This window comes from Pantoea sp. 1.19 (genome assembly GCF_001922585.1).
Lineage (GTDB): Bacteria > Pseudomonadota > Gammaproteobacteria > Enterobacterales > Enterobacteriaceae > 1-19.
In genome coordinates, this window is record NZ_MRBS01000004.1 from 52,004 (window position 1) to 75,446 (window position 23,443).

24 protein-coding genes are annotated in these 23,443 nt (G+C 63.3%); 14 read left to right on the forward strand and 10 right to left on the reverse strand.

Going from position 1 to position 23,443, the window contains the following annotated elements:
* Positions 1-104 precede the first annotated feature (104 nt).
* Both mrcB and hrpB read right to left on the reverse strand, forming a co-directional pair.
* Positions 105-2,609: a bifunctional glycosyl transferase/transpeptidase gene (mrcB, locus tag BS626_RS09450; protein ID WP_075182150.1), complete on the reverse strand. Its 2,505-nt coding sequence runs from the start codon at positions 2,607-2,609 to the stop codon at positions 105-107.
* 123 nt (positions 2,610-2,732) lie between these two features.
* Entirely contained in the window at positions 2,733-5,177 is a 2,445-nt protein-coding gene (gene hrpB, locus BS626_RS09455) for an ATP-dependent helicase HrpB (protein ID WP_075182151.1), read from the reverse strand.
* Positions 5,178-5,247: 70 nt separating this feature from the next.
* Here hrpB and thpR point away from each other — a divergent pair, with 70 nt between their 5' ends.
* The 9 genes from thpR to panD all read left to right on the forward strand — a co-directional run bounded on the left by thpR (position 5,248) and on the right by panD (position 12,251).
* The gene (gene thpR, locus BS626_RS09460; RefSeq protein ID WP_075182152.1) at positions 5,248-5,796 is read left to right on the forward strand and encodes an RNA 2',3'-cyclic phosphodiesterase; all 549 of its coding nucleotides are present in this window, start codon (positions 5,248-5,250) and stop codon (positions 5,794-5,796) included.
* The gene (sfsA, locus tag BS626_RS09465) at positions 5,786-6,490 is read left to right on the forward strand and encodes a DNA/RNA nuclease SfsA (RefSeq protein ID WP_075182153.1); all 705 of its coding nucleotides are present in this window, start codon (positions 5,786-5,788) and stop codon (positions 6,488-6,490) included. The genes thpR and sfsA overlap by 11 nt, the downstream gene beginning before the upstream one ends.
* Positions 6,491-6,669: 179 nt before the next feature.
* On the forward strand, positions 6,670-7,125 hold the full coding sequence (dksA, locus tag BS626_RS09470; protein ID WP_075182154.1) for an RNA polymerase-binding protein DksA: 456 nt from the start codon (positions 6,670-6,672) through the stop codon (positions 7,123-7,125).
* A 60-nt stretch (positions 7,126-7,185) separates the two neighbouring features.
* On the forward strand, positions 7,186-8,076 hold the full coding sequence (gene gluQRS / locus BS626_RS09475; protein ID WP_075182155.1) for a tRNA glutamyl-Q(34) synthetase GluQRS: 891 nt from the start codon (positions 7,186-7,188) through the stop codon (positions 8,074-8,076).
* An 82-nt stretch (positions 8,077-8,158) separates the two neighbouring features.
* Entirely contained in the window at positions 8,159-9,562 is a 1,404-nt protein-coding gene (pcnB, locus tag BS626_RS09480; protein ID WP_075182156.1) for a polynucleotide adenylyltransferase PcnB, read from the forward strand.
* A complete protein-coding gene (folK, locus tag BS626_RS09485; RefSeq protein ID WP_075182157.1) occupies positions 9,559-10,038 on the forward strand; it encodes a 2-amino-4-hydroxy-6-hydroxymethyldihydropteridine diphosphokinase in 480 nt (159 codons plus the stop codon). The genes pcnB and folK overlap by 4 nt, the downstream gene beginning before the upstream one ends.
* A 67-nt stretch (positions 10,039-10,105) precedes the next feature.
* Entirely contained in the window at positions 10,106-10,900 is a 795-nt protein-coding gene (panB, locus tag BS626_RS09490) for a 3-methyl-2-oxobutanoate hydroxymethyltransferase (protein WP_075182158.1), read from the forward strand.
* Positions 10,901-10,913: 13 nt separating this feature from the next.
* Positions 10,914-11,768 carry a pantoate--beta-alanine ligase gene (panC, locus tag BS626_RS09495; RefSeq protein WP_075182159.1) on the forward strand — a complete coding sequence of 285 codons (855 nt, stop codon included), beginning with the start codon at positions 10,914-10,916 and terminating at the stop codon, positions 11,766-11,768.
* Between the two features lie 102 nt (positions 11,769-11,870).
* A complete protein-coding gene (gene panD / locus BS626_RS09500; RefSeq protein WP_075182160.1) occupies positions 11,871-12,251 on the forward strand; it encodes an aspartate 1-decarboxylase in 381 nt (126 codons plus the stop codon).
* A 38-nt stretch (positions 12,252-12,289) separates the two neighbouring features.
* Here panD and BS626_RS09505 read toward each other — a convergent pair whose 3' ends face one another.
* Both BS626_RS09505 and BS626_RS09510 read right to left on the reverse strand, forming a co-directional pair.
* Positions 12,290-13,060 carry an ABC transporter permease gene (locus BS626_RS09505; RefSeq protein WP_075182161.1) on the reverse strand — a complete coding sequence of 257 codons (771 nt, stop codon included), beginning with the start codon at positions 13,058-13,060 and terminating at the stop codon, positions 12,290-12,292.
* On the reverse strand, positions 13,057-13,983 hold the full coding sequence (locus BS626_RS09510; RefSeq protein WP_075182162.1) for an ABC transporter ATP-binding protein: 927 nt from the start codon (positions 13,981-13,983) through the stop codon (positions 13,057-13,059). Before BS626_RS09510 ends, BS626_RS09505 begins: the two co-directional genes overlap by 4 nt.
* A gap of 107 nt (positions 13,984-14,090) precedes the next feature.
* On the opposite strand from BS626_RS09510, the gene can reads away from it, so the two are divergent.
* Positions 14,091-14,771, forward strand: coding sequence for a carbonate dehydratase (gene can / locus BS626_RS09515; protein ID WP_075182163.1), 681 nt, complete (start codon positions 14,091-14,093; stop codon positions 14,769-14,771).
* A 48-nt stretch (positions 14,772-14,819) separates the two neighbouring features.
* Here can and hpt read toward each other — a convergent pair whose 3' ends face one another.
* Positions 14,820-15,356 (reverse strand): hypoxanthine phosphoribosyltransferase, encoded by a 537-nt coding sequence (gene hpt / locus BS626_RS09520; protein ID WP_075182164.1) that lies wholly within the window; start codon positions 15,354-15,356, stop codon positions 14,820-14,822.
* Positions 15,357-15,464: 108 nt separating this feature from the next.
* Positions 15,465-17,090 (reverse strand): multicopper oxidase CueO, encoded by a 1,626-nt coding sequence (gene cueO / locus BS626_RS09525; protein WP_075182165.1) that lies wholly within the window; start codon positions 17,088-17,090, stop codon positions 15,465-15,467.
* Between the two features lie 173 nt (positions 17,091-17,263).
* Here cueO and BS626_RS09530 point away from each other — a divergent pair, with 173 nt between their 5' ends.
* The 3 genes from BS626_RS09530 to speD all read left to right on the forward strand — a co-directional run bounded on the left by BS626_RS09530 (position 17,264) and on the right by speD (position 19,421).
* Positions 17,264-17,611, forward strand: coding sequence for a YacC family pilotin-like protein (locus tag BS626_RS09530; RefSeq protein ID WP_075182166.1), 348 nt, complete (start codon positions 17,264-17,266; stop codon positions 17,609-17,611).
* Between the two features lie 110 nt (positions 17,612-17,721).
* Positions 17,722-18,585, forward strand: a complete 864-nt coding sequence (gene speE, locus BS626_RS09535; RefSeq protein WP_075182167.1) for a polyamine aminopropyltransferase — start codon at positions 17,722-17,724, stop codon at positions 18,583-18,585.
* A 26-nt stretch (positions 18,586-18,611) separates the two neighbouring features.
* Positions 18,612-19,421: an adenosylmethionine decarboxylase gene (gene speD / locus BS626_RS09540; RefSeq protein ID WP_075182168.1), complete on the forward strand. Its 810-nt coding sequence runs from the start codon at positions 18,612-18,614 to the stop codon at positions 19,419-19,421.
* Between the two features lie 49 nt (positions 19,422-19,470).
* Here the strand turns inward: speD and yacL are convergent, their stop codons facing one another.
* Entirely contained in the window at positions 19,471-19,833 is a 363-nt protein-coding gene (gene yacL, locus BS626_RS09545; protein WP_075182169.1) for a protein YacL, read from the reverse strand.
* 149 nt (positions 19,834-19,982) lie between these two features.
* Between yacL and BS626_RS09550 the strand changes: the two genes are divergently transcribed.
* Complete coding sequence (locus BS626_RS09550; RefSeq protein WP_075182170.1) at positions 19,983-20,909, forward strand: LysR family transcriptional regulator; 927 nt, start codon at positions 19,983-19,985, stop codon at positions 20,907-20,909.
* Here BS626_RS09550 and mdcH read toward each other — a convergent pair.
* From mdcH to BS626_RS09565, 3 genes are read right to left on the reverse strand one after another with little or no spacing between them, the layout of a single operon-like run.
* Complete coding sequence (gene mdcH, locus BS626_RS09555; RefSeq protein ID WP_075182171.1) at positions 20,888-21,823, reverse strand: malonate decarboxylase subunit epsilon; 936 nt, start codon at positions 21,821-21,823, stop codon at positions 20,888-20,890. The two genes, BS626_RS09550 and mdcH, sit on opposite strands and share 22 nt — an antisense overlap.
* A complete protein-coding gene (locus BS626_RS09560; protein WP_083615930.1) occupies positions 21,820-22,470 on the reverse strand; it encodes a malonate decarboxylase holo-ACP synthase in 651 nt (216 codons plus the stop codon). Before BS626_RS09560 ends, mdcH begins: the two co-directional genes overlap by 4 nt.
* Positions 22,467-23,426: an AEC family transporter gene (locus BS626_RS09565; RefSeq protein ID WP_075182172.1), complete on the reverse strand. Its 960-nt coding sequence runs from the start codon at positions 23,424-23,426 to the stop codon at positions 22,467-22,469. Before BS626_RS09565 ends, BS626_RS09560 begins: the two co-directional genes overlap by 4 nt.
* Positions 23,427-23,443: the final 17 nt, after the last annotated feature.

Below are 23,443 nucleotides of genomic sequence, written 5' to 3' on the forward strand. Positions count from 1 at the left end.
GCGGCGCGCAAGCGCGGATGCAACCGGATGTGCTGTCTGTGGGGGGCTATCGTCCCGGCACTGTCGAGAAAAAAGGCCGGTCTGATGACCGGCCTGATGGGCGATTATTTGCCGAACATGTCCTTGATCCAGCCGGCAACGCCATCGCTCTCCTGTTGTCCGCCCGCCGCGGCGGGCTGCTGTTGCTGTTGCTGTTGCTGTTGCTGTTGCATCAGCTGCTGTTGCTGCTGTTGGCAGAGCGCGCTGGCATCGGTGGTCCACACCGGCAGCGTACGCCAGGTGCTGCTGGCGCCGTCGCAGACAAAGTTACCGGCGGAGTCAACGTTCATCGGCGCAATATCCTCCGGCGGCGTCAGGTTCAGCGGCAGCGGCGACTGATTAGCCAGGTAGCGGCTGTACAGCTGCATCGCGCCGCTTGAGCCGTACAGCTTGCTCGGCTGGTTGTTATCGCGCCCCATCCAGGTGATCGCCACCTCTTTGCCGTCAATGCCGGCGAACCAGCTGTCGACCAGGTTATTGGTGGTCCCGGTCTTGCCAGCAAGGTGAATGCTTGGGTATTTCGCCCCCAGCGCGCGCGCGGTGCCGCGCTCGGCCACCTGCTGCATGGTGTACAGCGTCAGATACGCGGCCTGCGCCGGCACCGCCCGCTCCGCCTGCGGGAAGCTCTGATACAGCACCGTTCCGTCTTCGGCAATCACCGAACGCAGCGCCGACAGCGTCGCGCGGTTACCGCCGCTGGCGATGGTCTGGAACGCCTGCGCCACTTCAATCGGCGTCAGGTTCAACGCTCCGAGCAGCATTGCCGGCACCGGATGCAGCTGATCTTTCGGCAGACCCAGTTTTACCCAGGTCTCCACCACCTGCGGCAGACCGAGCGTCATCCCAAGGTTCACCGTTGGCACGTTCATGGAGTTGGTCAGCGCATCCACCAGCATCACTTTACCGCTGAAGCGGCGGTCATCGTTCTGCGGACGCCAGACCTGACCGTTAGGCTGTTTCAGCGCGATCGGCTCATCGGCGATCCAGCTGTTCAGCCGGTAAGTATCCGGCTGGCTGAGCGCGGTCAGGTAGGTGGCCGGTTTGGCCAGCGATCCGATCGAGCGTCGGGCCTGCAGCGCGCGGTTGTAGCCGGCGAACTGCGGATCGGCGCCGCCAACCATCGCCCGCACTTCACCACTAAAGCGATCGACGATAACCATTGCACTCTCGAGATCGTTAACACCGCGCGCCTTACGCAGCGCCGGCACGCCCTCTTCCACCGCTTTTTCCGCGGCGTCCTGCGAAATCGGATCGAGGGTAGTAAAGATCTTCACGCCGGAGAGATCTTTCACTTTGTCGCCCAGTTTGCCCTGCAGCTCATTGCGCACCATCTGCATGAACGCCGGCTGCGGGGTGATCACGCCTCCCTTCGGCTGCACGCCCAGCGGGCGTGCTGACAGCATGTCATACAGCTCCTGGTCAATTACCTTCTGCTGCTGCAGCAGGCGCAGCACCAGATTACGCCGCTCCAGCGCCAGCTTCGGATTGCGCCACGGGTTATACAGCGAGGCGCCTTTCACCATGCCCACCAGCAGTGCCTGCTGATCGAGGCTCAGCTCATCCACCGGGCGGCCAAAATAGTAGAGGCTGGCCAGCGGAAAGCCGCGGATCTGATCGTTACCCGCCTGACCGAGATACACCTCATTCAGGTACAGCTCAAGGATGCGGTCTTTGCCGTAGCGCGCATCCATGATCAGCGCCATGTAGGCCTCGTTGGCTTTACGCCACAGCGAACGCTCATTGGTCAGGAACAGGTTTTTCACCAGCTGCTGCGTCAGGGTACTGCCACCCTGCACCGCCCGCCCGGCGGTGATGTTGGCCAGAAACGCGCGGCCAATCGAATACAGGCTGATCCCGTCATGCTGATAGAAATGGCGGTCCTCAGTGGCAATCAGCGTGTCCACCAGTAAATCCGGGAAGCCGGCGCGGGGCACAAACAGCCGCTGCTCGCCGTTAGGCGACTGCAGCATGGTGATCAGCCGCGGGTCAAGGCGGAAGAAGCCAAAGTCACGGCCGCTGTCGAGGTTGCGGATTGCCGTCAGCCGGTTACCGCTAAAGCTCAGCCGCGCGCGGATCTGTCCCTCTTTACTGTCCGGGAAGTCGAACGGTCGGCGGATAAGCTCAATGCTGTTGCCCTGAACGGTAAACTCACCCGGGCGCGTCATGCGCGTGACCTGGCGATACTGTGTGCCTTCAAGCAGCTTAATCATTTCGGCCTTGTCATAGGCCATGCCGGGTTCGAGGTTGACCATCCGCCCATACACCGCCGCGGGCAGCTGCCACACTTTGCCGTCGATGCGGCTGCGAATCTGCGAATCAAGATAAACGCCGTACGCCGCCATCAGCACGATAACGATCAGCAGCAGCTTAATAATCAGCCCCAGCCAGCGGCGCTTTTTGCGCGGCGGTGCGCCCTTTTTACCTTTACGGGGCATCGCTACCTCCTCCTCATCGTCATAGTCATCCTGATACTCCTCGTCATACTCGTCTTCCCTGCGGCGTCCGCGCTTACGCGGTGGGGCAGGCGTTTTGCCCTTACGCCCAATCGGTTCACGATCGTTCCCAGACATCGTTATGCTTCTCCAGGGGGGAGCCATCGGCGGGGCCGATTACTCTGTGCTTGTGGCCAGCGGGATGAAAGAGGAACCGTCTGAAAGACGCTGCCGCTCATCCGGCCGAAAGCCCTTCGCCGCTCAGGCGGAAGGGGTAAATTTTTTGCTGCGGCGGGTCGGCAGCGTGGTGGCCGGATCGTCCGGCCAGAGGTGTTTAGGGTAGCGCCCCTTCATCTCTTTTTGCACCTCCGACCACGCACCGCGCCAGAATCCGGCCAGATCGCTGGTCACCTGCAGCGGCCGCTGCGCCGGCGACAGCAGCTCCAGCACCACCGGCACCCGTCCTTCCGCCACCCGCGGCGTATCGGCCTCGCCGTACATCTCCTGCACGCGCACCGCCAGCGCCGGCGGATTATCGGGGTCATAGCGCAGCGCCAGCCGGCTGCCGGTCGGCACAGTGTAATGAGTTGGTAGCGCACTATCCAGCCGTTGACGCTGGGACCATGTGAGTAATTGTAAGAGCGCCTGGCTGAGGTCGATTTGCTGCAGCTGGCGCACGTCCTGTACGCCCGCCAGCTGCGGCAACAGCCAGCGATCCAGCGATGCCAGCAAGGCCTCATCGTCCACCGCCGGCCACGCCTCCTCCGGCAGCCAGCGTGCGGCACAGCGCAGCCGCAGACGCAGCTGGCTGGCAGCGGGCGTCCAGTTCAGCACCGCCAGCCCTTTGCGCGCGATCCAGCGCAGCATCGCCTGCTGCAGCACTGCCGCGTCGGGACGCGCCAGCGGCTGCTCGCGCAGTACCAGCTGACCAATCTGTTCGCGCCGCAGCGCACGCAGCGTGCCGCGCGCCTCGTCCCACTCCACTTCGGTACGGGTTTGCACCAGTTCCGGCAGCGCGGCCAGCAGGGCGTCCAGCACCACCGGCAGCGCCTGTATGATCCGCGCATCGGCCTGGGCTTGCCCCTGCAACAGCAGCGGCACCAGCAGCCATTCATAGCGGGTAAGCGCATCGTCTTCCGCCAGCATCGCGCCGACGCCGTTGGCCAGCTGATAGCGTCCCTGCGCACCGCGCCGTCGCGCCAGCCGGTCAGGCCAGGCCTGCGCCAGCAGCGCCGCTGCCAGCGCCACGTCGGGCGATCCGCCGCGGATCCCCAGGCGCTGCTGAAGCTGGCGCGCCCGCTGCTGCCAGTGATGCTGCGGTCGCCAGAAGGCTTCGCGCAGATCGCCGCTGCCGCCGCGCGGCGGCTCTTCGACGATCGCCGCCAGCAGCGCGGCGGTGGCTACCGCATCGGGCTTGTCACCCGCGGCCACCAGCATCGCGCTAAGGCGCGGATCGCTGCCCAACGCCGCCATCCGTCGCCCGCGCGCGCTCAGTTGCCCATCGGCCGCGAGTGCGCCCAGCTGCTGCAGTAGCCGATCGGCCGCCTGCAGGGCGCCGGCCGGCGGCGTATCCAGCCAGTTTAACGTCTCCACTTGCTGGCAGCCCCACTGCAGCAGCTCCAGCCGCAGGCCGCTGAGATCGCTTTGCAGGATCTCCGGCTCTGCGTGAGCCGGGGCGCGTTCGGCCTGCTCCTTGCCCAACAGGTGGAGACAGAGGCCCGGGGCCAGACGGCCGGCGCGGCCGGCGCGCTGGGTCATCGATGCCTGACTGATCCGCTGGGTCACCAGCCGGGTCAGGCCGCTTTTGCTCTCAAACAGTGCCGCCCGCTCCAGCGCACTATCCACTACCAGGCGAATGCCCTCGATGGTCAGGCTGGTCTCAGCAATATTGGTGGCCAGCACCACTTTGCGCCGTCCCGGCGGGGCCGGCAGAATCGCTTTCTGCTGCGCCGCCAGCGGCAGGGCGCCGTACAGCGGCGCCAGATCGGTATCCTCCGCCACGTTGCCAGCCAGCAGGCTCTGCACCCGCTGGATCTCACCCACGCCGGGTAAAAACAGCAGCAGCGATCCGGACGCCTCGCGCAGCAGTCCCAACACCGCTTTCGCTACCGCCTCATCCGCGCGCAGGTGGCCCGGCAGCGCCTGATAGCGGCGCTCCACCGGATAGCTGCGCCCCTCAGAGACGATGAGCGGTGCGTCAGGCAGCGCCTCGCGCAGACGGCTATTGTCCAGCGTCGCCGACATCAGCAGCAGTCGCAGATCGTCGCGCACGCTCCCCTGCACGTCGCGCAGCAGCGCCAGCGCCAAATCCGCCTGTAAGCTGCGCTCGTGAAACTCGTCGAGGATCACCAGGGAAACGCCCTCCAGTAGCGGATCCTGCTGCAGCTGACGGGTGAGGATCCCTTCGGTCACCACCTCCAGCCGGGTGCGGGCACTGACGCAGCTCTCCGCGCGCATGCGGTAGCCGACCGTCTCGCCGGGCGACTCGCCGAGCTGTTCCGCCAGCCGCTGGGCGACATTGCGCGCCGCCAGCCGCCGCGGTTCCAGCAGGATAATACGACCGGGCAGGCCGGCCTGCTGCAGCAGTTGCAGCGGGAGCCACGTTGATTTGCCCGCGCCGGTTGGGGCAACCAGCAGCACCTGGGGGGATGTGCGCAGCGCCGCGAGCAGGTCGGGCAGGACGGCACTAACGGGAAGTTGTTCCACGCGGGATTCCTGAGTCCTGGTTTTCTGATGAGCGGCATTGTAGCATTTGCCCGCTCACCCGGAGGATGCAATGACACAACCGACGCGCCTGTTTTTTGGCATCGCCCTGCCAACGTCCGTTCAGCGGGCGCTGATCGCCTGGCGGTCCACCGCCTTCCCGGCCGAAACCGGTCGCCCGGTGGCGGCCGCGAATCTGCACCTGACGCTGGCTTTTCTCGGCGATGTCACCCCCGGCCAGCAGGCGCGGCTAAGCGCGCAGGCCGGGCGCATTCGCCAGCGCCCCTTTCGCCTGGCGCTGGATGACGCCGGCCACTGGCCCGCCTCCGGCGCGGTGTGGATCGGACCGCACCGCGCCCCGCGCGGTCTGCACCAGCTGGCGACGCTGCTGCGCTCGCAGGCGGCACGCGGCGGCTGTTATCAGAGCCCGCTGCCGTTTCACCCGCACGTCACGCTGCTGCGCGGCGCCACCCGCCCGGTCGCTCTGCCACCGCGCACCTTTCACTGGTCCTTTCCGGTGAGCCAGTTTAGCCTGTTCGCCAGCGAATCAAGCCGCGGCGGGGTTCGCTACCGCCCGATTGCCCACTGGCCGCTCACCGACGAGGATACCCATGCGCTTTGATCCCCCCCTGCAGCCTGCGCGGCTGATTGCCCGCTACAAACGTTTTCTGGCGGATGTGGTGACCGCCGACGGCAAGACGCTGACCCTGCACTGCGCCAATACCGGCGCGATGACCGGCTGCGCCACTCCCGGCGATACCGTCTGGTATTCCACTGCCACCGGCGCCGGCAGAAAGTACCCCCAAAGTTGGGAGTTGACGGAAACCGCCGCGGGTCATTTCATCTGTGTGAATACGCTGCGCGCCAACGCGCTGGTAAAAGAAGCGCTGCTGGCCGGCAGCCTGCCCGAACTGGCAGGTTATCGTCACTGCCGCGCTGAAGTAAAATACGGTACGGAAAGCAGTCGAATTGATTTCCAGCTTCAGGAAGAAAATCGCGCTAACTGCTATATTGAAGTGAAATCGGTGACGCTGTTACATCAGGGCAAAGGCTACTTTCCCGATGCGGTCACGACCCGCGGACAAAAGCACCTGCGCGAGCTGATGAGCGTCGTCCGTGACGGGCACCGTGCAGTGTTGTTATTTGTCGTGATGCACACGGGCATTGAGGACGTTTCCCCGGCCCGGCATATTGATGCGGCCTACGCAGAGTTACTGGTTCAGGCACAACGCAGCGGCGTGGAGTTACTGGCTTACCGCGCCACCTTGTCGCCGGCAGGTATGAATTTATGCGAACCGATCGCGCTGGTGTTGTAATCATCATCGCGATTTGCTGTTATAAGCCGCGCTGAGCGCCGCGTTAATACGCGTTCTCTCACAGGCTTGTCAAGGTGCGCTGAGGAATAATTGCCAACGGCAATCGCTTCTGCTATTTATAGCGGCCTGTTTTTTTCCCCTATGGGGATCGATAGTGCGTGTTATCCAGGAGAAACAACATGCAAGAAGGGCAAAACCGTAAAACATCGTCCCTGAGTATCCTCGCCATCGCTGGGGTGGAGCCGTATCAGGAGAAGCCGGGCGAAGAGTACATGAACGAAGCCCAGCTTGAGCACTTCAGGAAAATTCTTGAGGCCTGGCGCAATCAGCTCAGGGATGAAGTCGACCGCACCGTATCGCACATGCAGGATGAAGCGGCCAACTTCCCCGACCCGGTGGATCGCGCCGCGCAGGAAGAGGAATTCAGCCTCGAACTGCGTAACCGCGACCGCGAGCGTAAGCTTATCAAGAAGATCGAGAAGACGCTGAAGAAAGTGGAAGATGACGATTTCGGCTTCTGCGAATCCTGCGGGGTAGAAATTGGCATTCGTCGCCTCGAAGCGCGTCCAACCGCCGATCTGTGCATTGATTGCAAAACGCTGGCAGAAATCCGCGAAAAACAGATGGCTGGCTAAGGTGCCACCGGACAGCCGTGGAGAGGTCCTCACTGCTCTCTTCACGGCATTTGCCTGACCATGACCGCAGATACCCCCTATATTGGGCGCTTCGCCCCTTCTCCCTCTGGTGACCTCCATTTCGGCTCTTTGCTTGCCGCGCTCGGCAGCTGGCTGCAGGCCCGCGCCCATCGGGGCCTGTGGCGGGTGCGCATTGAAGATATCGATCCGCCGCGCGAAGTGCCCGGCGCGGCCGACCGCATTCTCCGCCAGCTGGCGCACTACGGGCTACACTGGGACGGCGAAGTCACCTGGCAGTCACAGCGCCATGATGCGTACCGCGCCGCGCTGGCCGAGCTGCAGCGGGCGGGCCGCAGCTACTATTGCCACTGCACCCGCAGCCGGGTGCGGCAGCTGGGCGGTTACTATGACGGCCACTGCCGGGATCGCCAGCTTGCGCCCGCCGGTGCGGCAGTGCGTCTGCGGGTGGATACGCCGGTCAGCGGCTTTGACGATCGGCTGCGCGGCCCGATCGCGGTCCCGCCCGCCCTGGCGGCGGAGGACTTTATTATCCACCGCCGCGACGGGCTGTTTGCCTATAACCTGGCGGTGGTGGTCGACGATCGCGCGGCGGGCATCAGCGAAGTGGTGCGCGGCGCCGATCTGATTGCTCCGACCGTGCGCCAGATTGCGCTTTATCAGCAGTTTGGCTGGCCGTCTCCCCGCTGGCTGCATCTGCCGCTGGCGCTGAATCACGATGGCCACAAGCTGTCCAAGCAAAATCACGCGCCGGCGCTGCCGGACGGCGACCCGCGTCCGGTACTGGTCGCGGCCCTGCGCTTTCTGGGCCAGGCCGTTCCCGCCGGCTGGCGGGATCTCAGCACGGAGACGCTGCTGCAGGAAGCCGTTGCCGGCTGGCAGCTAAAAAACCTGCCGCAGCAGGATGCCTTGCCCCCTGCCGCGGGTAACTGAGCATTCTCAAACGCGTCGTAACAGGCTATGATGAGCCGCTATTTATTAACCCCTGGCTATATTGTCACTGTAGAGGTGTCCTATTTTTACCCGAGTCGCTAATTTTTGCCGCAAGGTACTGAGCCGAGAAGAGGCGCAAGCCGAGGTGGAAAACGTCGAAAATCCGCTGACCATCATCCCCCGCGATCGCCATAATATCTCGCGCAAAGACATCAGTGAAAATGCGCTCAAGGTGCTCTATCGCCTGAACAAAGCGGGTTATGAGGCATATCTGGTCGGCGGCGGCGTGCGCGACCTGCTGCTGGGCAAGAAGCCAAAAGATTTTGACATCACCACCAACGCCACCCCGGAACAGATGCGAAAGCTGTTTCGCAACTGCCGTCTGGTCGGCCGTCGTTTTCGCCTGGCACACGTGATGTTTGGGCCGGAAATCATCGAAGTGGCGACCTTTCGCGGCCACCACGAAGCCGAAGCCAGCAGCAATGACGCCGCCCAGCGCGGGCAGAACGGCATGCTGCTGCGCGATAACATTTTTGGCAGTATTGAAGATGATGCCCAGCGCCGCGATCTGACGATCAACTCGCTGTACTACAACGTAGCGGACTTTACCGTGCGCGATTACGTCGGCGGTCTGAACGATCTGCGCAGCGGCGTGGTACGAATGATTGGCGATCCGGAAACCCGCTATCGCGAAGATCCGGTGCGCATGCTGCGCGTGGTGCGCTTTGCCGCCAAGCTGGATATGCAGATCGCGCCGGAAACCGGCGAACCCATCCCGCGGCTGGCCGCGCTGCTGCACGACATCCCGCCGGCGCGCCTGTTTGAAGAGGCTCTGAAGCTGCTGCAGGCCGGCTACGGCTACGCCACCTGGCTGAAGCTGCGCGATTATCAGCTGTTTCAGCCGCTGTTTCCGACCCTGGCACGCAATTTTACTGAGCAGGGCGACAGCAACATGGAGCGCATGCTGGCACAGGTGCTGAAAAACACCGATGCCCGCCTGCAGAACAATCAGCGGGTCAATCCGGCGTTCCTGTTTGCCGCCATGTTCTGGTACACCCTGCTGGAAGCAGCGCAGAAGATCGCCCAGGAGAGCGGGCTGGCCTACTATGACGCCTTTGCGCTGGCGATGAACGACGTGCTGGATGAGGCCTGCCGCGCGCTGGCGATCCCGAAGCGTATCACCAGCCTGGTGCGCGACATCTGGCAGCTGCAGCTGCGTCTGCCCCGCCGCCACGGTAAGCGGGCCTGGAAACTGATGGAACACCCCAAATTTCGCGCCGCGTATGATCTGCTGGCGCTGCGCGCCGGGGTGGAAAACAACAGCGAGCTGCAGCGCCTGACTGACTGGTGGGGCGAATTCCAGACCGCCGCACCGCCGCAGCAAAAAAACTTGATGAACACCCTCGGTGACGATCCGGCCCCGCGCCGCCGCACCCGCCGTCCGCGCAAACGTCCGGCCGGGCCGCGCAAAGAGAGCGGCGGCTGATGCGCGTCTGGCTGGCCATCGGCAGCAACCAGGCCGACCCGCTGGCGCAGGTCGAAGCCGCGCTGCAGGCCCTGCGCGCGCTGCCGCAGAGCGACGTGCTGGCGGTATCGCCGTTTTACCGCACTCCGCCATACGGGCCGCCGGATCAGCCCGACTTCCTTAACGCCGCCGTGGCGGTCGACACCACGCTGGCGCCGGAAACCCTGCTCGACCACACCCAGCGCATTGAGCAGGAGCAGGGACGGGTGCGCAAAGCCGAACGCTGGGGACCGCGCACCCTCGATATCGATATCATGCTGTGGGGCGAGCAGACGCTGGCCACGCCGCGCCTGACCGTGCCGCATTACGATCTGCACAACCGCGCGTTTATGCTGGTGCCGCTGCTGGCGATCGCGCCAGATGCCACCCTGCCCGACGGAACGCGCCTCGACGGCCTGCTTGCCGCGCTGGACGCCACGGCAATTCAGCGCTGGTAAACGCCACGTTCCCTTCATGCCGACCTTTGATTAAGATAGCCGCTTATCGAACGCCAACGAGGTTGCCATGAAACCCACCACCCTTTCGCATTTGCGCCAGTGGAAACAGCAGGGGCGCAAATTTGCCACCCTGACCGCCTATGACTTCAGCTTTGCCCGCCTGTTTGCCGATGAGGGCATTGCTGTGCTGCTGATTGGTGATTCGCTGGGCATGACCGTGCAGGGGCACGATTCGACCCTGCCGGTCACCGTCGAGCACATCGCTTACCACACCGCGGCGGTCCGTCGCGGCGCGCCGCAGGCGCTGGTGATGGCCGACCTGCCGTTTATGGCTTACGCCACCCCGGAGCAGACCTGTGCTAACGCGGCGCAGCTGATGCGCGCCGGCGCCAATCTGGTGAAGCTGGAGGGCGGGGCCTGGCTGTGTGAAACGGTACGGCAGCTGACCGAGCGCGCCGTGCCGGTGTGCGGTCACCTCGGCCTGACGCCGCAGTCGGTCAATATTTTCGGCGGCTACAAAGTGCAGGGACGCGACAGTGACGCGGCCGATCGCCTGCTGGCCGACGCGCTGGCGCTGGAGGCCGCCGGCGCTCAGCTGCTGGTGCTGGAGTGCGTTCCGGTCGCGCTGGCGCGGCGCGTGACCGACGCGCTGGCGATCCCGGTTATCGGCATCGGCGCCGGTAACGTCACCGACGGCCAGATTCTGGTGATGCACGATGCCTTCGGGCTGACCGGCGGTCATATTCCAAAATTCACCAAAAATTTCCTGACCGGCCAGCCGGATATTCGCGCGGCGGTGCGGGCCTACATTGCAGAAGTGGAGGCGGGCACCTGGCCCGCCGCTGAACACAGTTTCCAATAAACAGGAGAAAGGCGTGCTGATTATCGAAACCCCGCCGCTGCTGCGCCGCGAGATCCGTCGCTGGCGTCAGGAGGGCAAACGCATTGCGCTGGTTCCCACCATGGGCAACCTGCACGACGGCCACATGACGCTGGTGGAGGAGGCGCGCGCGCGCGCCGACATCGTCGTGGTCTCGATTTTCGTCAATCCGATGCAGTTCGATCGCGCTGACGATCTGGCACGCTATCCGCGTACGCTGCAGGAGGATTGCGAGCGACTGAACAAGCGCAACGTGGATCTGGTCTTCGCCCCGGCGCCGCAGGTCATCTATCCGCAGGGGCTGGACGCGCAGACGTTTGTTGAAGTCCCCGGCCTCTCCGCGCTACTGGAGGGAGCCAGTCGTCCCGGCCACTTCCGCGGCGTCACCACCATCGTCAGCAAGCTGTTCAACCTGGTACAGCCGGATCTCGCCTGCTTTGGCGAGAAGGATTATCAGCAGCTGGCGCTGATCCGCAAGCTGGTCACCGACATGGGCTACGACATCGACATTGTTGGCGTGCCCACCGTGCGGGCCAAAGACGGGCTGGCACTCAGCTCGCGCAATGGCTACCTCAGCGCCGATGAGCGCAAGCTGGCGCCGGGGCTGAGCCAGGTGATGAACGCCGTGGCGGAGAAGATGCGCAACGGCGAACGCCACGTTGACGATCTGCTGGCGGAGGCTGAACAACAGCTGGCGGAAAAAGGGCTGCGCGCCGATGGCCTGGCGATCTGCGACGCGGAGAGCCTGCTTCCGCTGACCACCGACAGCCAGCGCGCGGTGATCCTGATGGCCGCGTGGCTTGGAAAAGCGCGATTGATTGATAATCAACAGGTTGATTTAACCCAGTAGACAAGCGCTGCGCCAGCGGCAATACTGGCGCGGAGAGGGGCGGTCTACCCGCCCGGCGCCGCGGTGGCGCAGGATGCAGAACAGAGAGAAAGGTACAGGGTCATGAAACGCACTATGCTGCAAGGCAAGCTTCACCGGGTTACGGTCACCCAGGCCGATTTGCATTACGAGGGCTCCTGCGCCATCGATCAGGATTTCCTCGACGCCTCCGGCATACTCGAATACGAAGCCATCGATATTTATAACGTCAATAACGGCCAGCGTTTTTCCACCTATGCGATTGCCGCCGAGCGCGGCTCCCGCATCATTTCGGTTAACGGCGCCGCGGCGCGCTGCGCCTGCGTTGGCGATGTGCTGATTATCTGTTCTTACGTGGAGATGGCGGATGAGGCGGCGCGCAGCTGGCAGCCAAAGGTCGCCTATTTTGAAGAGCATAACGTGATGAAGCGCGTCGCGAAGGCGGTGCCGGTGCAGGTGGCCTGAGGCCAGACGGGGCCGACCCACGTCGGCCCCGTTGCCAGTCAGGTGCGCAGACCGCGCCCGCGCTGAATCAGCGCCCAGACCAGCACGTAAAACACCACGATAAACGCCAGCAGCACCGACATCGTCAGCACCAGCGGCACATCGTTAATGCCGAGAAAGCCGTAGCGGAAGCCGCTTATCATATAGACGATCGGATTGAGCTTCGATACCGCCTGCCACACCGGCGGCAGCAGCGACAGCGAGTAAAACACCCCACCGAGATAAGTCAGCGGCGTCAGTACAAACGTCGGGATCAGGCTGATATCGTCAAAGGTGCGGGCAAACACCGCATTCAGCAGCCCGGCCAGCGAAAACAGGATCGCCGTCAGCAGCAGCGTCAGCGCCACCATCAGCCAGGAGTGCACCTGGAACGGCACGAAAAACAGCGAAATCGCCGTGACCAGAATGCCAACGCACAGCCCGCGCGCCACCCCGCCGCCAACGTAGCCGGCAATAATGATATGGGTTGGCACCGGCGCCACCAGCAGCTCTTCGATATTGCGCTGAAACTTACTGCTGAAAAACGATGACGCCACGTTGGCGTAGGCGTTAGTGATCACCGCCATCATGATCAGTCCCGGCACGATAAACTGCATATAGCTAAAGCCGTGCATCTCACCGATGCGCGAGCCGATCAGATTGCCAAAGATGATGAAGTACAGGGTCATGGTAATGACCGGCGGCACCAGCGTCTGAATCCAGATGCGGGCAAAACGGTTGACCTCTTTTGCCCAAATGCTTTTCAGCGCTACCCAGTAAAGATGCGTCATGCCGAAGCCCCCTTTGCGCCCTGCGTTAATCCCACAAACAACTCCTCCAGTCGGTTCGCCTTATTGCGCATACTGAGGACGGTAATTCCCTGGGCGCTCAGCTGCGAAAACACGCTGTTCAGCCCCTGCTCGCGCATCACCTCTACCTCCAGCGTGGTGGTATCCACCAGCCGGTATTGAAAGCCTTCCAGCTTCGGCAGCGGGCTTTTCGGCGCCAGGTCGAGGATAAACGTTTCCGATTTGAGTTTGGCCAGCAGCGCCTTCATTGAGGTGTTTTCCACCAGCTCCCCGCGCTGGATGATCCCGATGTTGCGGCACAACATCTCGGCTTCTTCCAGATAGTGGGTGGTCAGAATGATGGTGGTGCCCTGCGCGTTCAGCTCCTGCAGGAAGGTCCACATGGAGCGGCGCAGCTCAATGTCCACCCCGGCGGTGGGTTCATCGAGGATCAGCAGTCTGGGCTCATGCATCAGCGCCCGGGCGATCATCAGGCGGCGCTTCATGCCGCCGGAGAGCATCCGCGCACGCTCATTACGTTTTTCCCATAAATCGAGCTGGCGCAGGTATTTTTCTGCGCGCACCAGCGCGTCGCGGCGCTCCACGCCGTAGTAGCCCGCCTGATTCACCACGATCTGCAACACGGTCTCAAACGGGTTGAAGTTAAATTCTTGCGGGACCAGACCGAGCTGACGTTTGGCATTCACCACGTCCTGCGACAGATCGTAACCAAACACGCGCACCCTGCCGGCGGTTTTGTTCACCAGCGAACTGATGATGCCGATGGTGGTGGATTTTCCGGCGCCGTTTGGCCCCAGCAGCGCGTAAAAGTCGCCGGCATCAACCGCTAAGTCGATCCCTTTCAGGGCCTGAACCCCACCCGGGTAGGTTTTGGCCAGCTTTTCAAGTTCCAGTGCAAAGGTCATAAAGGTTAACAGCCCTGTAGATGATGTCTCTTTTTTAACATTTCAAATCGCGGTCGCCTGGCCTATAGTACCGCCACGCATTTTGCCTGGGACAGGTCACCGACAGCATGAAAGATATCGATACTCTGATGAGTAACAACCGCGCGTGGTCAACACGGCTGAAGGATGAAGATCCCGGCTTTTTTCAGCAGCTGGCCACGGCGCAGACGCCGCGCTTTTTGTGGATCGGCTGCGCCGACAGTCGCGTGCCCGCCGAACGCCTTACCGGCCTGGCACCGGGCGAGCTCTTTGTGCATCGCAACGTCGCCAATCTGGTTATCCATACTGACCTGAACTGCCTGTCCGTGGTGCAGTACGCCGTTGATGTTCTGCAGGTCGAGCACATCATTATCTGCGGCCACTACGACTGCGGTGGCGTGCAGGCGGCGCTGGAGAATCCGGAACTGGGTCTGATCAACAACTGGCTGCTGCACATTCGCGATCTGTGGTACAAGCATAGCTCGCTGCTGGGTGAACTGCCGCCGGAAAAACGCTTCGACAAACTGTGCGAAATTAACGTGGTAGAGCAAGTCTACAACCTCGGTCACTCCACCATTATGCAGTCCGCCTGGAAACGCGGTCAGAAAGTGAACATTCACGGTTGGATCTACGGCGTCCACGATGGCTGCCTGCGCGATCTGGAAGTGGCATCCAGTAATCGCGAGCTGTTAGAGCAGCGCTACCGTCGCGCTATCGCCAGCCTGCTGCAGAATCCGGACAGCCTACGCGAAGGCCAATGCGCGGAGTAGTTTATCTGAAGGCCGACGGGCGGCCTTCATCGTTTGTGCCCTGATGACTTACTCGCCGGTCGGCACCACTTTACCGACGTAGGGAAGATGGCGGTAGCGCTGTGCGTAGTCGATACCGTACCCCACCACGAACTCATCGGGAATGGCAAAACCCACGTACTCAACCGCCACGTCCACTTCACGCCGTTCCGGCTTGTCCAGCAGCGTACAGATCGCCAGCGATTTGGGCTCGCGCAGGCGCAGGATTTCACGCACTTTGCTCAGCGTGTTACCGGAATCAATGATGTCTTCGACGATCAACACGTCTTTGCCGCGGATATCCTCGTCGAGGTCTTTCAGGATTTTCACGTCGCGGGTGCTCGACATACCGCTGCCGTAACTGGAGGCGGTCATAAAATCGACTTCGTGCGGCACGTCAATGGCGCGACACAGATCGGCCATAAACATGAACGAGCCGCGCAGCAGGCCAACCAGTACCATATCGCTGCCGCTGTCGCGGTAGCGGGCGTTAATTTGCTGACCTAATTCGAGGATACGGGATTTGATCTCCGGTTCGGAAATCATCACTTCAACGGTGTGTTTCATAGTATTCAGATTGGTTGCGGAACGAAAGCAACGCAGTCTAGCACACTCTGCCCGGCGGACGGCAGGATTGATTGCCTGCCACCGACGTCGCCGGTAGCAGGCTGGGGGTCAGCTCACGGTAAATCCGAGCATCATACCGGTATCCTCATGCTCCAGCAGGTGGCAATGCGCCATATAGGCCTGTGCCGCCGACGCCGGGTGGGCAAACCGCACCAGCACCTCGCTGCGACCGCCCTCCACCAGCACCATGTCTTTCCAGCCGCGGCGGTGCGCGGCGGGTGGCTGACCGTTTTCCGACAGAATGCGGAACTGCGTGCCGTGAATATGAAAAGGATGGCGCATCATGTCGCCCTCGCCGCTGATCGTCCATTTTTCCCAGACGCCGCGGCCGGCGGTAAACGCCGGGGTTTCCATGGCAAACGGCTGACCGTTAATCCGGTTGGCGCTGTGCAGATCCAGCGCCCCGCCGGAGGTGGCTTCCGCCCCGTGGCCACCGTGCCTCTGCCCGGCCCCCGGGGTCGGTTTACCCGCGCCCATCGCCGCGGAGTGCTGGCCGGCATCGTGCATCCCCTCTGCGCCGTGCATCGCCATACTGACGCCGGCCATCGCCTGATGACCGTAGCGCCGCATCAGCGCCTGCATCCCACGCGCGTCAAGCCGCGGATCCATCGACAGCCGCAGCGTGCGCGCGGTCAGGCCGTCCAGCGCCGGCAGCGGCGGGAGCTCCGCCAGGCTGTCCGGCAGGGTTCCGCTGGCCATCACCCGCAGCGGCTGTAAGCGCAGCACCGACAGCGGTCGATCAAACGGCGGCAGCGTCATGCCCATTTGCGCGACCGGCAGCGTCATCAGCTCCACCTCGCGGCCGTCTGAGCAGTCGACCAGCACCTCAACGCGTTCACCAGGCAGCAGCGGCAGATCGCTGAGCGTCACCGGCTCCGCCAGCAGCCCGCCGTCGCTGGCAATCACGTACAGCGGCCGCTCATCGCTGGCCGCCAGCCGCAGCGAGCGGGCATTACAGCCGTTAAGCAGCCGCAGGCGGATCCAACCGCGCGGCACCGCGTGCTGCGGCGCGATAACGCCGTTGGTTAACATTACGTCGCCAAACCAGCCCACCGCCGCAGTCATCTCATCCAGCTGATAATCAATGCGCCGACCGTCGGCGCTGAAGCGCTTGTCCTGTAGGATCAGCGGAATATCGTCAACGCCCCACAGCGTCGGCAGCCGCAGACCGGCGCTCTGTTGATCCTCGATCAGTACCAGGCCGGCCAGTCCCTGAGCCACCTGATAACCGGTTTTACCGTGCAGATGCGGGTGGAACCAGCAGGTGGCGGCCGGCTGATCGACGGTAAAGCTGACGCGCCGCCGCCCGCCCGCGGGAATGACCCCCTGCGGACCGCCGTCGACGTCCCCGGGCACCTCCAGTCCGTGCCAGTGGACGGTGGTGGCCTCCGGCAGACGATTCTGAATCTCGACGCTGACCGGCTGCCCGCGCGTCAGCGCCAGCGCGGGTCCGAGCAGCGCGCCGTTGTAGCCCCAGCTGGTCACCGGCTGCCGATCAAACACGTGGCGCCCCTGCTGGACACTCAGCCGCAGCACGCCGTTGGCGTCCGGCGCCAGCCGCGTCGGCACCGGCAGCGCCGGACGGGGCCGGGTCTGCGCCCGGGCGCCGCCCGTTGGCAGCAGCGCCGCACCGCCCAGCACCGCACCCAGTTTGATAAAATGTCGCCGTTTCATCTTCTGTTCCCTGTGATAGATAGCCACTGCCAGCCTAAACCCTCCCCTTACCAGAAGGTCAAGTGGCGTGCCGCCGTGCGGGCGGGATTATCCGATTTTTTTACAGCAGAGGGCCTGAATCGGCGGTGAAACTGTGCTAACGTCTGCTGCATCCTGTCCTGATGAGAATCCGTATGAAGAAGAGCATTCAGGCTCTGTGCTGTACTGCCCTGCTGGCCTGCTCCACTCACAGCTATGCCCTGAGCGAATCCGAAGCGGAAGACTTAGCCGACCTCACCGCGGTGTTTGTCTATCTGAAAAACGATTGTGGCTACGAGGCGCTGCCGGAAGGACAAATACGCCGCGCGCTGATTTTTTTCGCCCAGCAGAACCGCTGGGATCTGGCCAATTACAACAGTTACAATATGAAAGCGCTGGGTGAAGCGAGTTACAAAGACCTGAGCGGCATTGCCATTGCTAACGACAAAAAGTGCCAATCGCTGGCGCGGGATTCGCTCAGCCTGCTGGCGTATGTAAAGTAACCCCTCGCGCCGCCCTCCTGCTGTCGATTTGACCGTGCAACCCCGGTCAGAGTTCGCTATCATAGCGCGCCCATTTTTCATGGTTGTTGACACTGGAGGACGCCCCCCACATGGCGCAAAATGAAACATGGTATGAGACCCTTCATGCCGGCTTCGGACAATACTTTTCCGTCGATAACGTGCTGTATCGCGAAAAAACCGAACACCAGGATCTGGTCATTTTTGAAAACGCGGCCATGGGTCGCGTCATGGCGCTGGACGGCGTGGTGCAAACCACCGAGCGCGATGAGTTTATCTACCACGAAATGCTGACCCACGTGCCGCTGCTGGCGCACGGCGCGGCGAAGAGCGTGCTGATCATTGGCGGCGGCGACGGCGGTATGCTGCGCGAAGTGTGTCGCCACGCACAGCTGGAACGCATCACCATGGTGGAAATTGACGCCGACGTGGTCAACTTCTGTAAAACCTGGCTGCCGAACCACAGCGCCGGGGCCTATGACGATCCGCGCTTCCAGCTGGTTATCGACGACGGCGTGAACTTCGTGACGCAAACCGATCAGACGTTTGATCTGATCATTTCCGACTGCACGGATCCGATCGGCCCCGGTGAAAGCCTGTTCACCTCCGCGTTTTATGCGGGCTGTAAGCGCTGCCTGAACGACAACGGCATTTTTGTCGCCCAGAACGGCGTCTGCTTCCTGCAGCAGGATGAAGCGGTCACCAGCCACACGAAGCTCGGCCACTATTTTGGCGATGTCAGCTTTTATCAGGCGGCGATTCCTACCTACTACGGCGGAATCATGACGTTTGCCTGGGCCAGCGACAACCCGGCCCTGCGCCAGCTGGACGTCGGGACCCTGCAGACACGCTTTGAGGCCGCTGGCCTGACCTGCCGTTACTACAATCCGGCCATCCACACTGGCAGCTTTGCCCTGCCGCAATATCTGCTGAATGCCCTGTCAGCCAACGGCTGACGGCATATCTAAGGAGGTGAACAAAATTGCAAAAGCTGAAACTGCATGGCTTCAACAACCTGACGAAAAGCCTGAGTTTTTGTATCTATGATATTTGCTATGCTAATAGCGCCGCCGAGCGCGACGGCTACATCGCTTATATTGACGAGCAATACAACGCCAATCGCCTGACCGAAATCCTGAGCGAAACCTGCTCCATTATCGGCGCCAATATTCTGAATGTTGCCCGCCAGGATTATGAACCGCAGGGCGCCAGCGTGACCATTCTGGTCAGCGAAGAGCCGGTCGACCCGCGAGACATTGATACCTCAGAACATCCCGGCCCGCTGCCGGACTCGGTGGTCGCCCACCTTGATAAAAGCCACATCTGCGTCCACACCTATCCGGAGAGCCATCCGGAGGGCGGACTCTGTACGTTTCGCGCCGACATTGAAGTGTCGACCTGCGGCGTGATTTCGCCGCTGAAAGCGCTGAACTACTTAATTCACCAGCTGGAATCTGACATCGTCACCATCGACTATCGCGTGCGCGGCTTTACCCGCGATGTGAACGGGGTGAAGCACTTTATCGATCACGAGATTAACTCCATCCAGAACTTTATGTCGGAAGACATGAAGGCGATGTATGACATGGTGGATGTGAACGTCTATCAGGAAAACATCTTTCACACCAAGATGCTGCTGAAAGAGTTCGATTTGAAACACTACCTGTTTAATACCCGCCCGGAAGATCTCAGCCCGCAGGAGCATAAGCGGATCACCGATCTGCTGTGGAAAGAGATGCGGGAAATTTATTATGGCCGCAACATTCCGGCCACGGGATTAAAGCTAAAATAGCCCCGCGGGGCGGGAGACCTCTCCCGCCCCGGTGCGATCCGCGGCGGGATCAACGCCCTTGCAAAAAGGCGCGCCAGGCGGCGATCACCGCGAGGAAATCCTCCAGGCCACACAATGCCAGACTCTCTTCGTCGTAATACCGCATGCCCTCTTCGAGCTCATCTCCCTCCAGCGCCAGCTGGTTGGCGCGAATCATCACCTCCTCCTCATCCAGCCACAGCGTGTATTCGTGGCCAATATGCTGCCACTGCCGCTCGCTGCCCCGTACCGCTGCCGCGGCGGCCTCGACGCTGTCCAGCAGCGCCAGATTCCCCTGCACCTCTTCGTTGAACCACTGACCAATGGCCTCGTGACCCATCGACATACGCACCTTCACCGCACCGTTCAGGTCGCGCAAAAATTCGTATTCCATCATACTCTCCTTCCGCGTCCGTCCTGCCCTGAGTATGGCTGACCGACGCGCACTCTGCACTGGCCGCGCATTATGGTGGCGCACGCCGCATCATACAAGCCAGCGATGCGCCACGCTGCTGTCCGGCATCCAATCGGAGGGAGGCGCTGATGATTGACAGCGAAATCACGCTGCGAAAAATGGAAATTTTTCAGATCTTTATGCAGGAAGAGACCATCGCTCGTACGGCAGAACGGTTGGGGATCAGCAGCGTCAGCGTACACCGCGCGCTGCACAGTCTGGAGGCCGGGCTACGCTGCCCGCTGTTTGTACATACCGGGCGGGTCCTGCGCCCGCTGCCGGCGGCGCAAACGCTGCTGGCGTCGGTCACCCAGCTGCTGTCGCTGACGGACAGGGCGATTGAATCCACCCGCCGCGCGGCGGGCGTTGGCCAGCCGCGGATGACAATCGGCACGCTGTTTTCACTGACCCTGGATACCCTGCCGCTGTTGATGAAGGGGCTGAACGCGCGCCGCCCCGGCACTGACATTGCGCTGCAGATGGGATCCAACCAGCAGCTGCTGGCCCTGCTGACGCAGCAGGCGCTGGACGCCATTCTGATTGCCCTGCCCGAGGCGGGCCGCCTCGATCCCGCGCTGGAAACGGTCACGCTGTTTGATGATCACCTGTGGCTGGCGGTACCGACCGCCAGCGCGCTACCGGGGGGAGAGCCGGCCGATTTACGCGACTATCGCCAGCAGCGCTTTGTCTCGCTGACGGCCGGATTTACCACCCAGCAGGGCTTTTGTGCCGCGTTTCAACGCGCCGGTTTTACCCCGCAGATCGTCACCGAAGTGAGCGATATCTTCTCCCTGCTCAGCCTGGTGCAGGCCGGCGTCGGCTTAACCCTGATCCCCGGAAGGATGCGCCGGATCTACCAGCAGACCCTGCGTCTGGTGCCGCTGTGCGCCGCCTATCAGCAGCGGCAGCGGCTGGCGCTGGTGTTTAATCGCAACCGCGAGCGCGATCCCAACCTGCTGGCGCTGACCGCCGAATGCCGCATGCTGGCGCGGCATCACCGGCCGTCGCCGGCGTAGCGATTCAGCAGCGCTACGCAGTCGCTCAGCCCGCGTCCGGCGAGGGCCACCGCCTCACCTTCGCCAATCACTCCCCGGGCCAGCGCGGTCAGCGTCTGCCCCGGCGGCATCTCCACCATCAGGCGCACGCCGCGCTCGCAGGCGGCCACCATCGTGTCATGCCAGCGCACCTGACGCGCCATATTGTACGCCAGATCGTCGGCGATCGCCGCCGGCTCCCAGCGCACCCGGGCACAGCTGCCGCTCAGCCACGCCCGGGTTGGCCGGCGCAGGGTCACCCCGGCCATCGCGGCGGCCAGCTGCGCGGCGGCATCGGCCAGCAGCGGGCAGTGCGACGGCACGCTGACCTTCAGCCGGTGCGTCTTTCGCGCGCCCGCCGCGCGGGCGCGGGCCATCACCCGGTTCATCGCCGCCCCGCTACCGGCGATGACCAGCTGATCCTCCGCATTGATGTTCGCCAGCCACAGCGGCTGGTCGACGCTGCGCTCCGCGGCCAGCATCCGCGTCACCTGCGACGGCGACAGGCCGATAATCACCGCCATGCCGTAGCCGTCGGGGCACGCCGCCGCCATCAGCTCACCGCGGCGCGCCACCAGCCACACCGCGTCGTCAAACGCCAGCGCGCCGGCGACCACCGCGGCGGGCCAGGCACCAATGGACAGCCCGGCCACCGCATCAAAGCGACCACCGGCCGCCTCCAGCGCCCGTGCCCAGGCCACACCGGCAATCAGCAGGCAGAGCTGCACCGCGCGGGTGTCCGCCAGCGCCGCAGCGCTGTCCAGCGTCAGCGCATCCTGCCGCAGCACCGCACTCGCCTGCGCCAGCAGCCGGCGGGCGTCATCGCCGGGTGGCAGCTGATGCAGCATACCGGGCTGCTGAGCGCCCTGGCCCGGAAAGGTCAGCAGACTCTTCATGTTCTCTCCTCGGCGATACGCCAGGGATCGTCGGTCAGCCGCGGGCCGCGATCGGTTTTCAGCAGCACCCGCCCGGCGGTCAGCCACTCCCGCAGGGCAAATCCTCCCTGCGGGGTCACTACCTGCGCATCTATCCGGCAGGGAGCGGCGTCAAGGCGCGGCAGCAACGCCGCCAGTAGCGGCCGCGCCACCGGTTGCGGACAGTACCAGACCAGATCAAGATCGCTGGCGGCGTGCAGCACCGGCAGCCCGGTCGCCAGCGCATAGCCCACGCTGCCGGCGACGCCCCACGTCAGCGGCCAGTGCTGCCGGCGCAGCGCCATCAGCGCCCGCAGCGGTGCAAGGGAGGCCCACGGCGAACGCCGCAGCGCGCCAGCATCCGCGACCAGCTGCGGCGGAGTGATCACCCGCACAATGGCCTGCGGTGCCACCCAGCCGGCGCAGCGTTCGCCGCGCGAACCGCCGCGAGCGCCAACGGGAATGCCGTGCGGGCCGGAGCAATCGCGGCGCACCACCAAGGGCAGTGCCGCCCGCCAGCCCAGACTGAGCCAGGCCGGGACCGGTAACGCGGGATGAAACGCGTGCCCGGCGGCGACCCACAGCAAATCGTGGGGGCGAATCGGTCTGACGACCGCCCGAGCGCTCACAATCCCGCCGTGAAGCCGATAAACAGCGGCAGCGTGACGATGCTTAAGACCGAGCTGAGCAACAGCGTCGCTTCCGCATCCGGCGACTGCACGCCAAAGCGGTTACCAAACACCACGCCAAAGAAGCCGGCGGCCAGGGCGGACATCAGGATGCTGGCAATCGCCAGCGCACCCTGCAGGCCCAGTAACCACACCAGCCCCCAGGCGATCAGCGGCTGTATCAACAGCTTGACCGCGCTGGCCCCGAGCACCGGCACACTGATGCGCAGCCGCCGCGCCGACAGGATAACCCCGGTCAGGAACAGGGCACCGCCGGTCGCCGCCAACCCCAGCGGCTTTAGCGCCGCCAGCCCCAGCGCAGGCATCTGTACGCCCAGCGCCGACAGCACCACGCCGAGCAGCGGCGCCCAGACGATCGATTTTTTAACCGAGCGGTACATCAGCCGCGGCAGCATAGCCAGCTGACTGCCCAGCGACTCCCCCGCCGCGCGCGCTTTTTCCCGCTCAAGGATCAGCAAACACAGCGGCGTCATCAGCACCGAGCCGCAGGCGATCGACACCGCCACCGACAGCGATGTGCCGGGCGCATCGCCCAGGACGCTGGCGAGGATCGGCAGCCCCAGCGCGGCATAGTTGGGCAGCGCCACCGTCAGGGTAAGCACGGCGGCAACCTGCGGCGGTTGGTGATACACGCGGATGGCCACCAGCCAGACCAGCGCCCAGGTCAACCACATGGCGAGCACCAGCACCACCGCCAGCGGTGACTGCTGCAAAATCCCTGCCCAGGGGGTTTGCACCGTGGCGCTGAACAGCGTCGCCGGCAGCGCAAAGTCCATCACAAAAATATTCAGCAGGGCCACGTTCTGGTTGTCGACCATCCCGGTCTTGCCGGCGAAATAGCCCAGCGCCATGATCAAGAAGATCGGCGCCAGCGCCTGAATAATCACGTAGGTCATGACTCCCCCGTCCTGGT

Excerpts from the sequence above, each read along its gene's own strand:
- cueO (WP_075182165.1), bottom strand. The coding sequence starts at position 17,090 with ATGAAACGGCGACATTTTATCAAACTGGGTGCGGTGCTGGGCGGTGCG.
- sfsA (WP_075182153.1), top strand. The coding sequence starts at position 5,786 with ATGCGCTTTGATCCCCCCCTGCAGCCTGCGCGGCTGATTGCCCGCTAC.
- speE (WP_075182167.1), top strand. The coding sequence starts at position 17,722 with ATGGCGCAAAATGAAACATGGTATGAGACCCTTCATGCCGGCTTCGGA.
- thpR (WP_075182152.1), top strand. The coding sequence starts at position 5,248 with ATGACACAACCGACGCGCCTGTTTTTTGGCATCGCCCTGCCAACGTCC.
- BS626_RS09565 (WP_075182172.1), bottom strand. The coding sequence starts at position 23,426 with ATGACCTACGTGATTATTCAGGCGCTGGCGCCGATCTTCTTGATCATG.
- mrcB (WP_075182150.1), bottom strand. The coding sequence starts at position 2,609 with ATGTCTGGGAACGATCGTGAACCGATTGGGCGTAAGGGCAAAACGCCT.
- BS626_RS09530 (WP_075182166.1), top strand. The coding sequence starts at position 17,264 with ATGAAGAAGAGCATTCAGGCTCTGTGCTGTACTGCCCTGCTGGCCTGC.
- BS626_RS09550 (WP_075182170.1), top strand. The coding sequence starts at position 19,983 with ATGATTGACAGCGAAATCACGCTGCGAAAAATGGAAATTTTTCAGATC.
- panB (WP_075182158.1), top strand. The coding sequence starts at position 10,106 with ATGAAACCCACCACCCTTTCGCATTTGCGCCAGTGGAAACAGCAGGGG.
- mdcH (WP_075182171.1), bottom strand. The coding sequence starts at position 21,823 with ATGAAGAGTCTGCTGACCTTTCCGGGCCAGGGCGCTCAGCAGCCCGGT.
- BS626_RS09510 (WP_075182162.1), bottom strand. The coding sequence starts at position 13,983 with ATGACCTTTGCACTGGAACTTGAAAAGCTGGCCAAAACCTACCCGGGT.
- can (WP_075182163.1), top strand. The coding sequence starts at position 14,091 with ATGAAAGATATCGATACTCTGATGAGTAACAACCGCGCGTGGTCAACA.
- BS626_RS09505 (WP_075182161.1), bottom strand. The coding sequence starts at position 13,060 with ATGACGCATCTTTACTGGGTAGCGCTGAAAAGCATTTGGGCAAAAGAG.
- dksA (WP_075182154.1), top strand. The coding sequence starts at position 6,670 with ATGCAAGAAGGGCAAAACCGTAAAACATCGTCCCTGAGTATCCTCGCC.
- gluQRS (WP_075182155.1), top strand. The coding sequence starts at position 7,186 with ATGACCGCAGATACCCCCTATATTGGGCGCTTCGCCCCTTCTCCCTCT.
- panD (WP_075182160.1), top strand. The coding sequence starts at position 11,871 with ATGAAACGCACTATGCTGCAAGGCAAGCTTCACCGGGTTACGGTCACC.
- yacL (WP_075182169.1), bottom strand. The coding sequence starts at position 19,833 with ATGGAATACGAATTTTTGCGCGACCTGAACGGTGCGGTGAAGGTGCGT.
- hpt (WP_075182164.1), bottom strand. The coding sequence starts at position 15,356 with ATGAAACACACCGTTGAAGTGATGATTTCCGAACCGGAGATCAAATCC.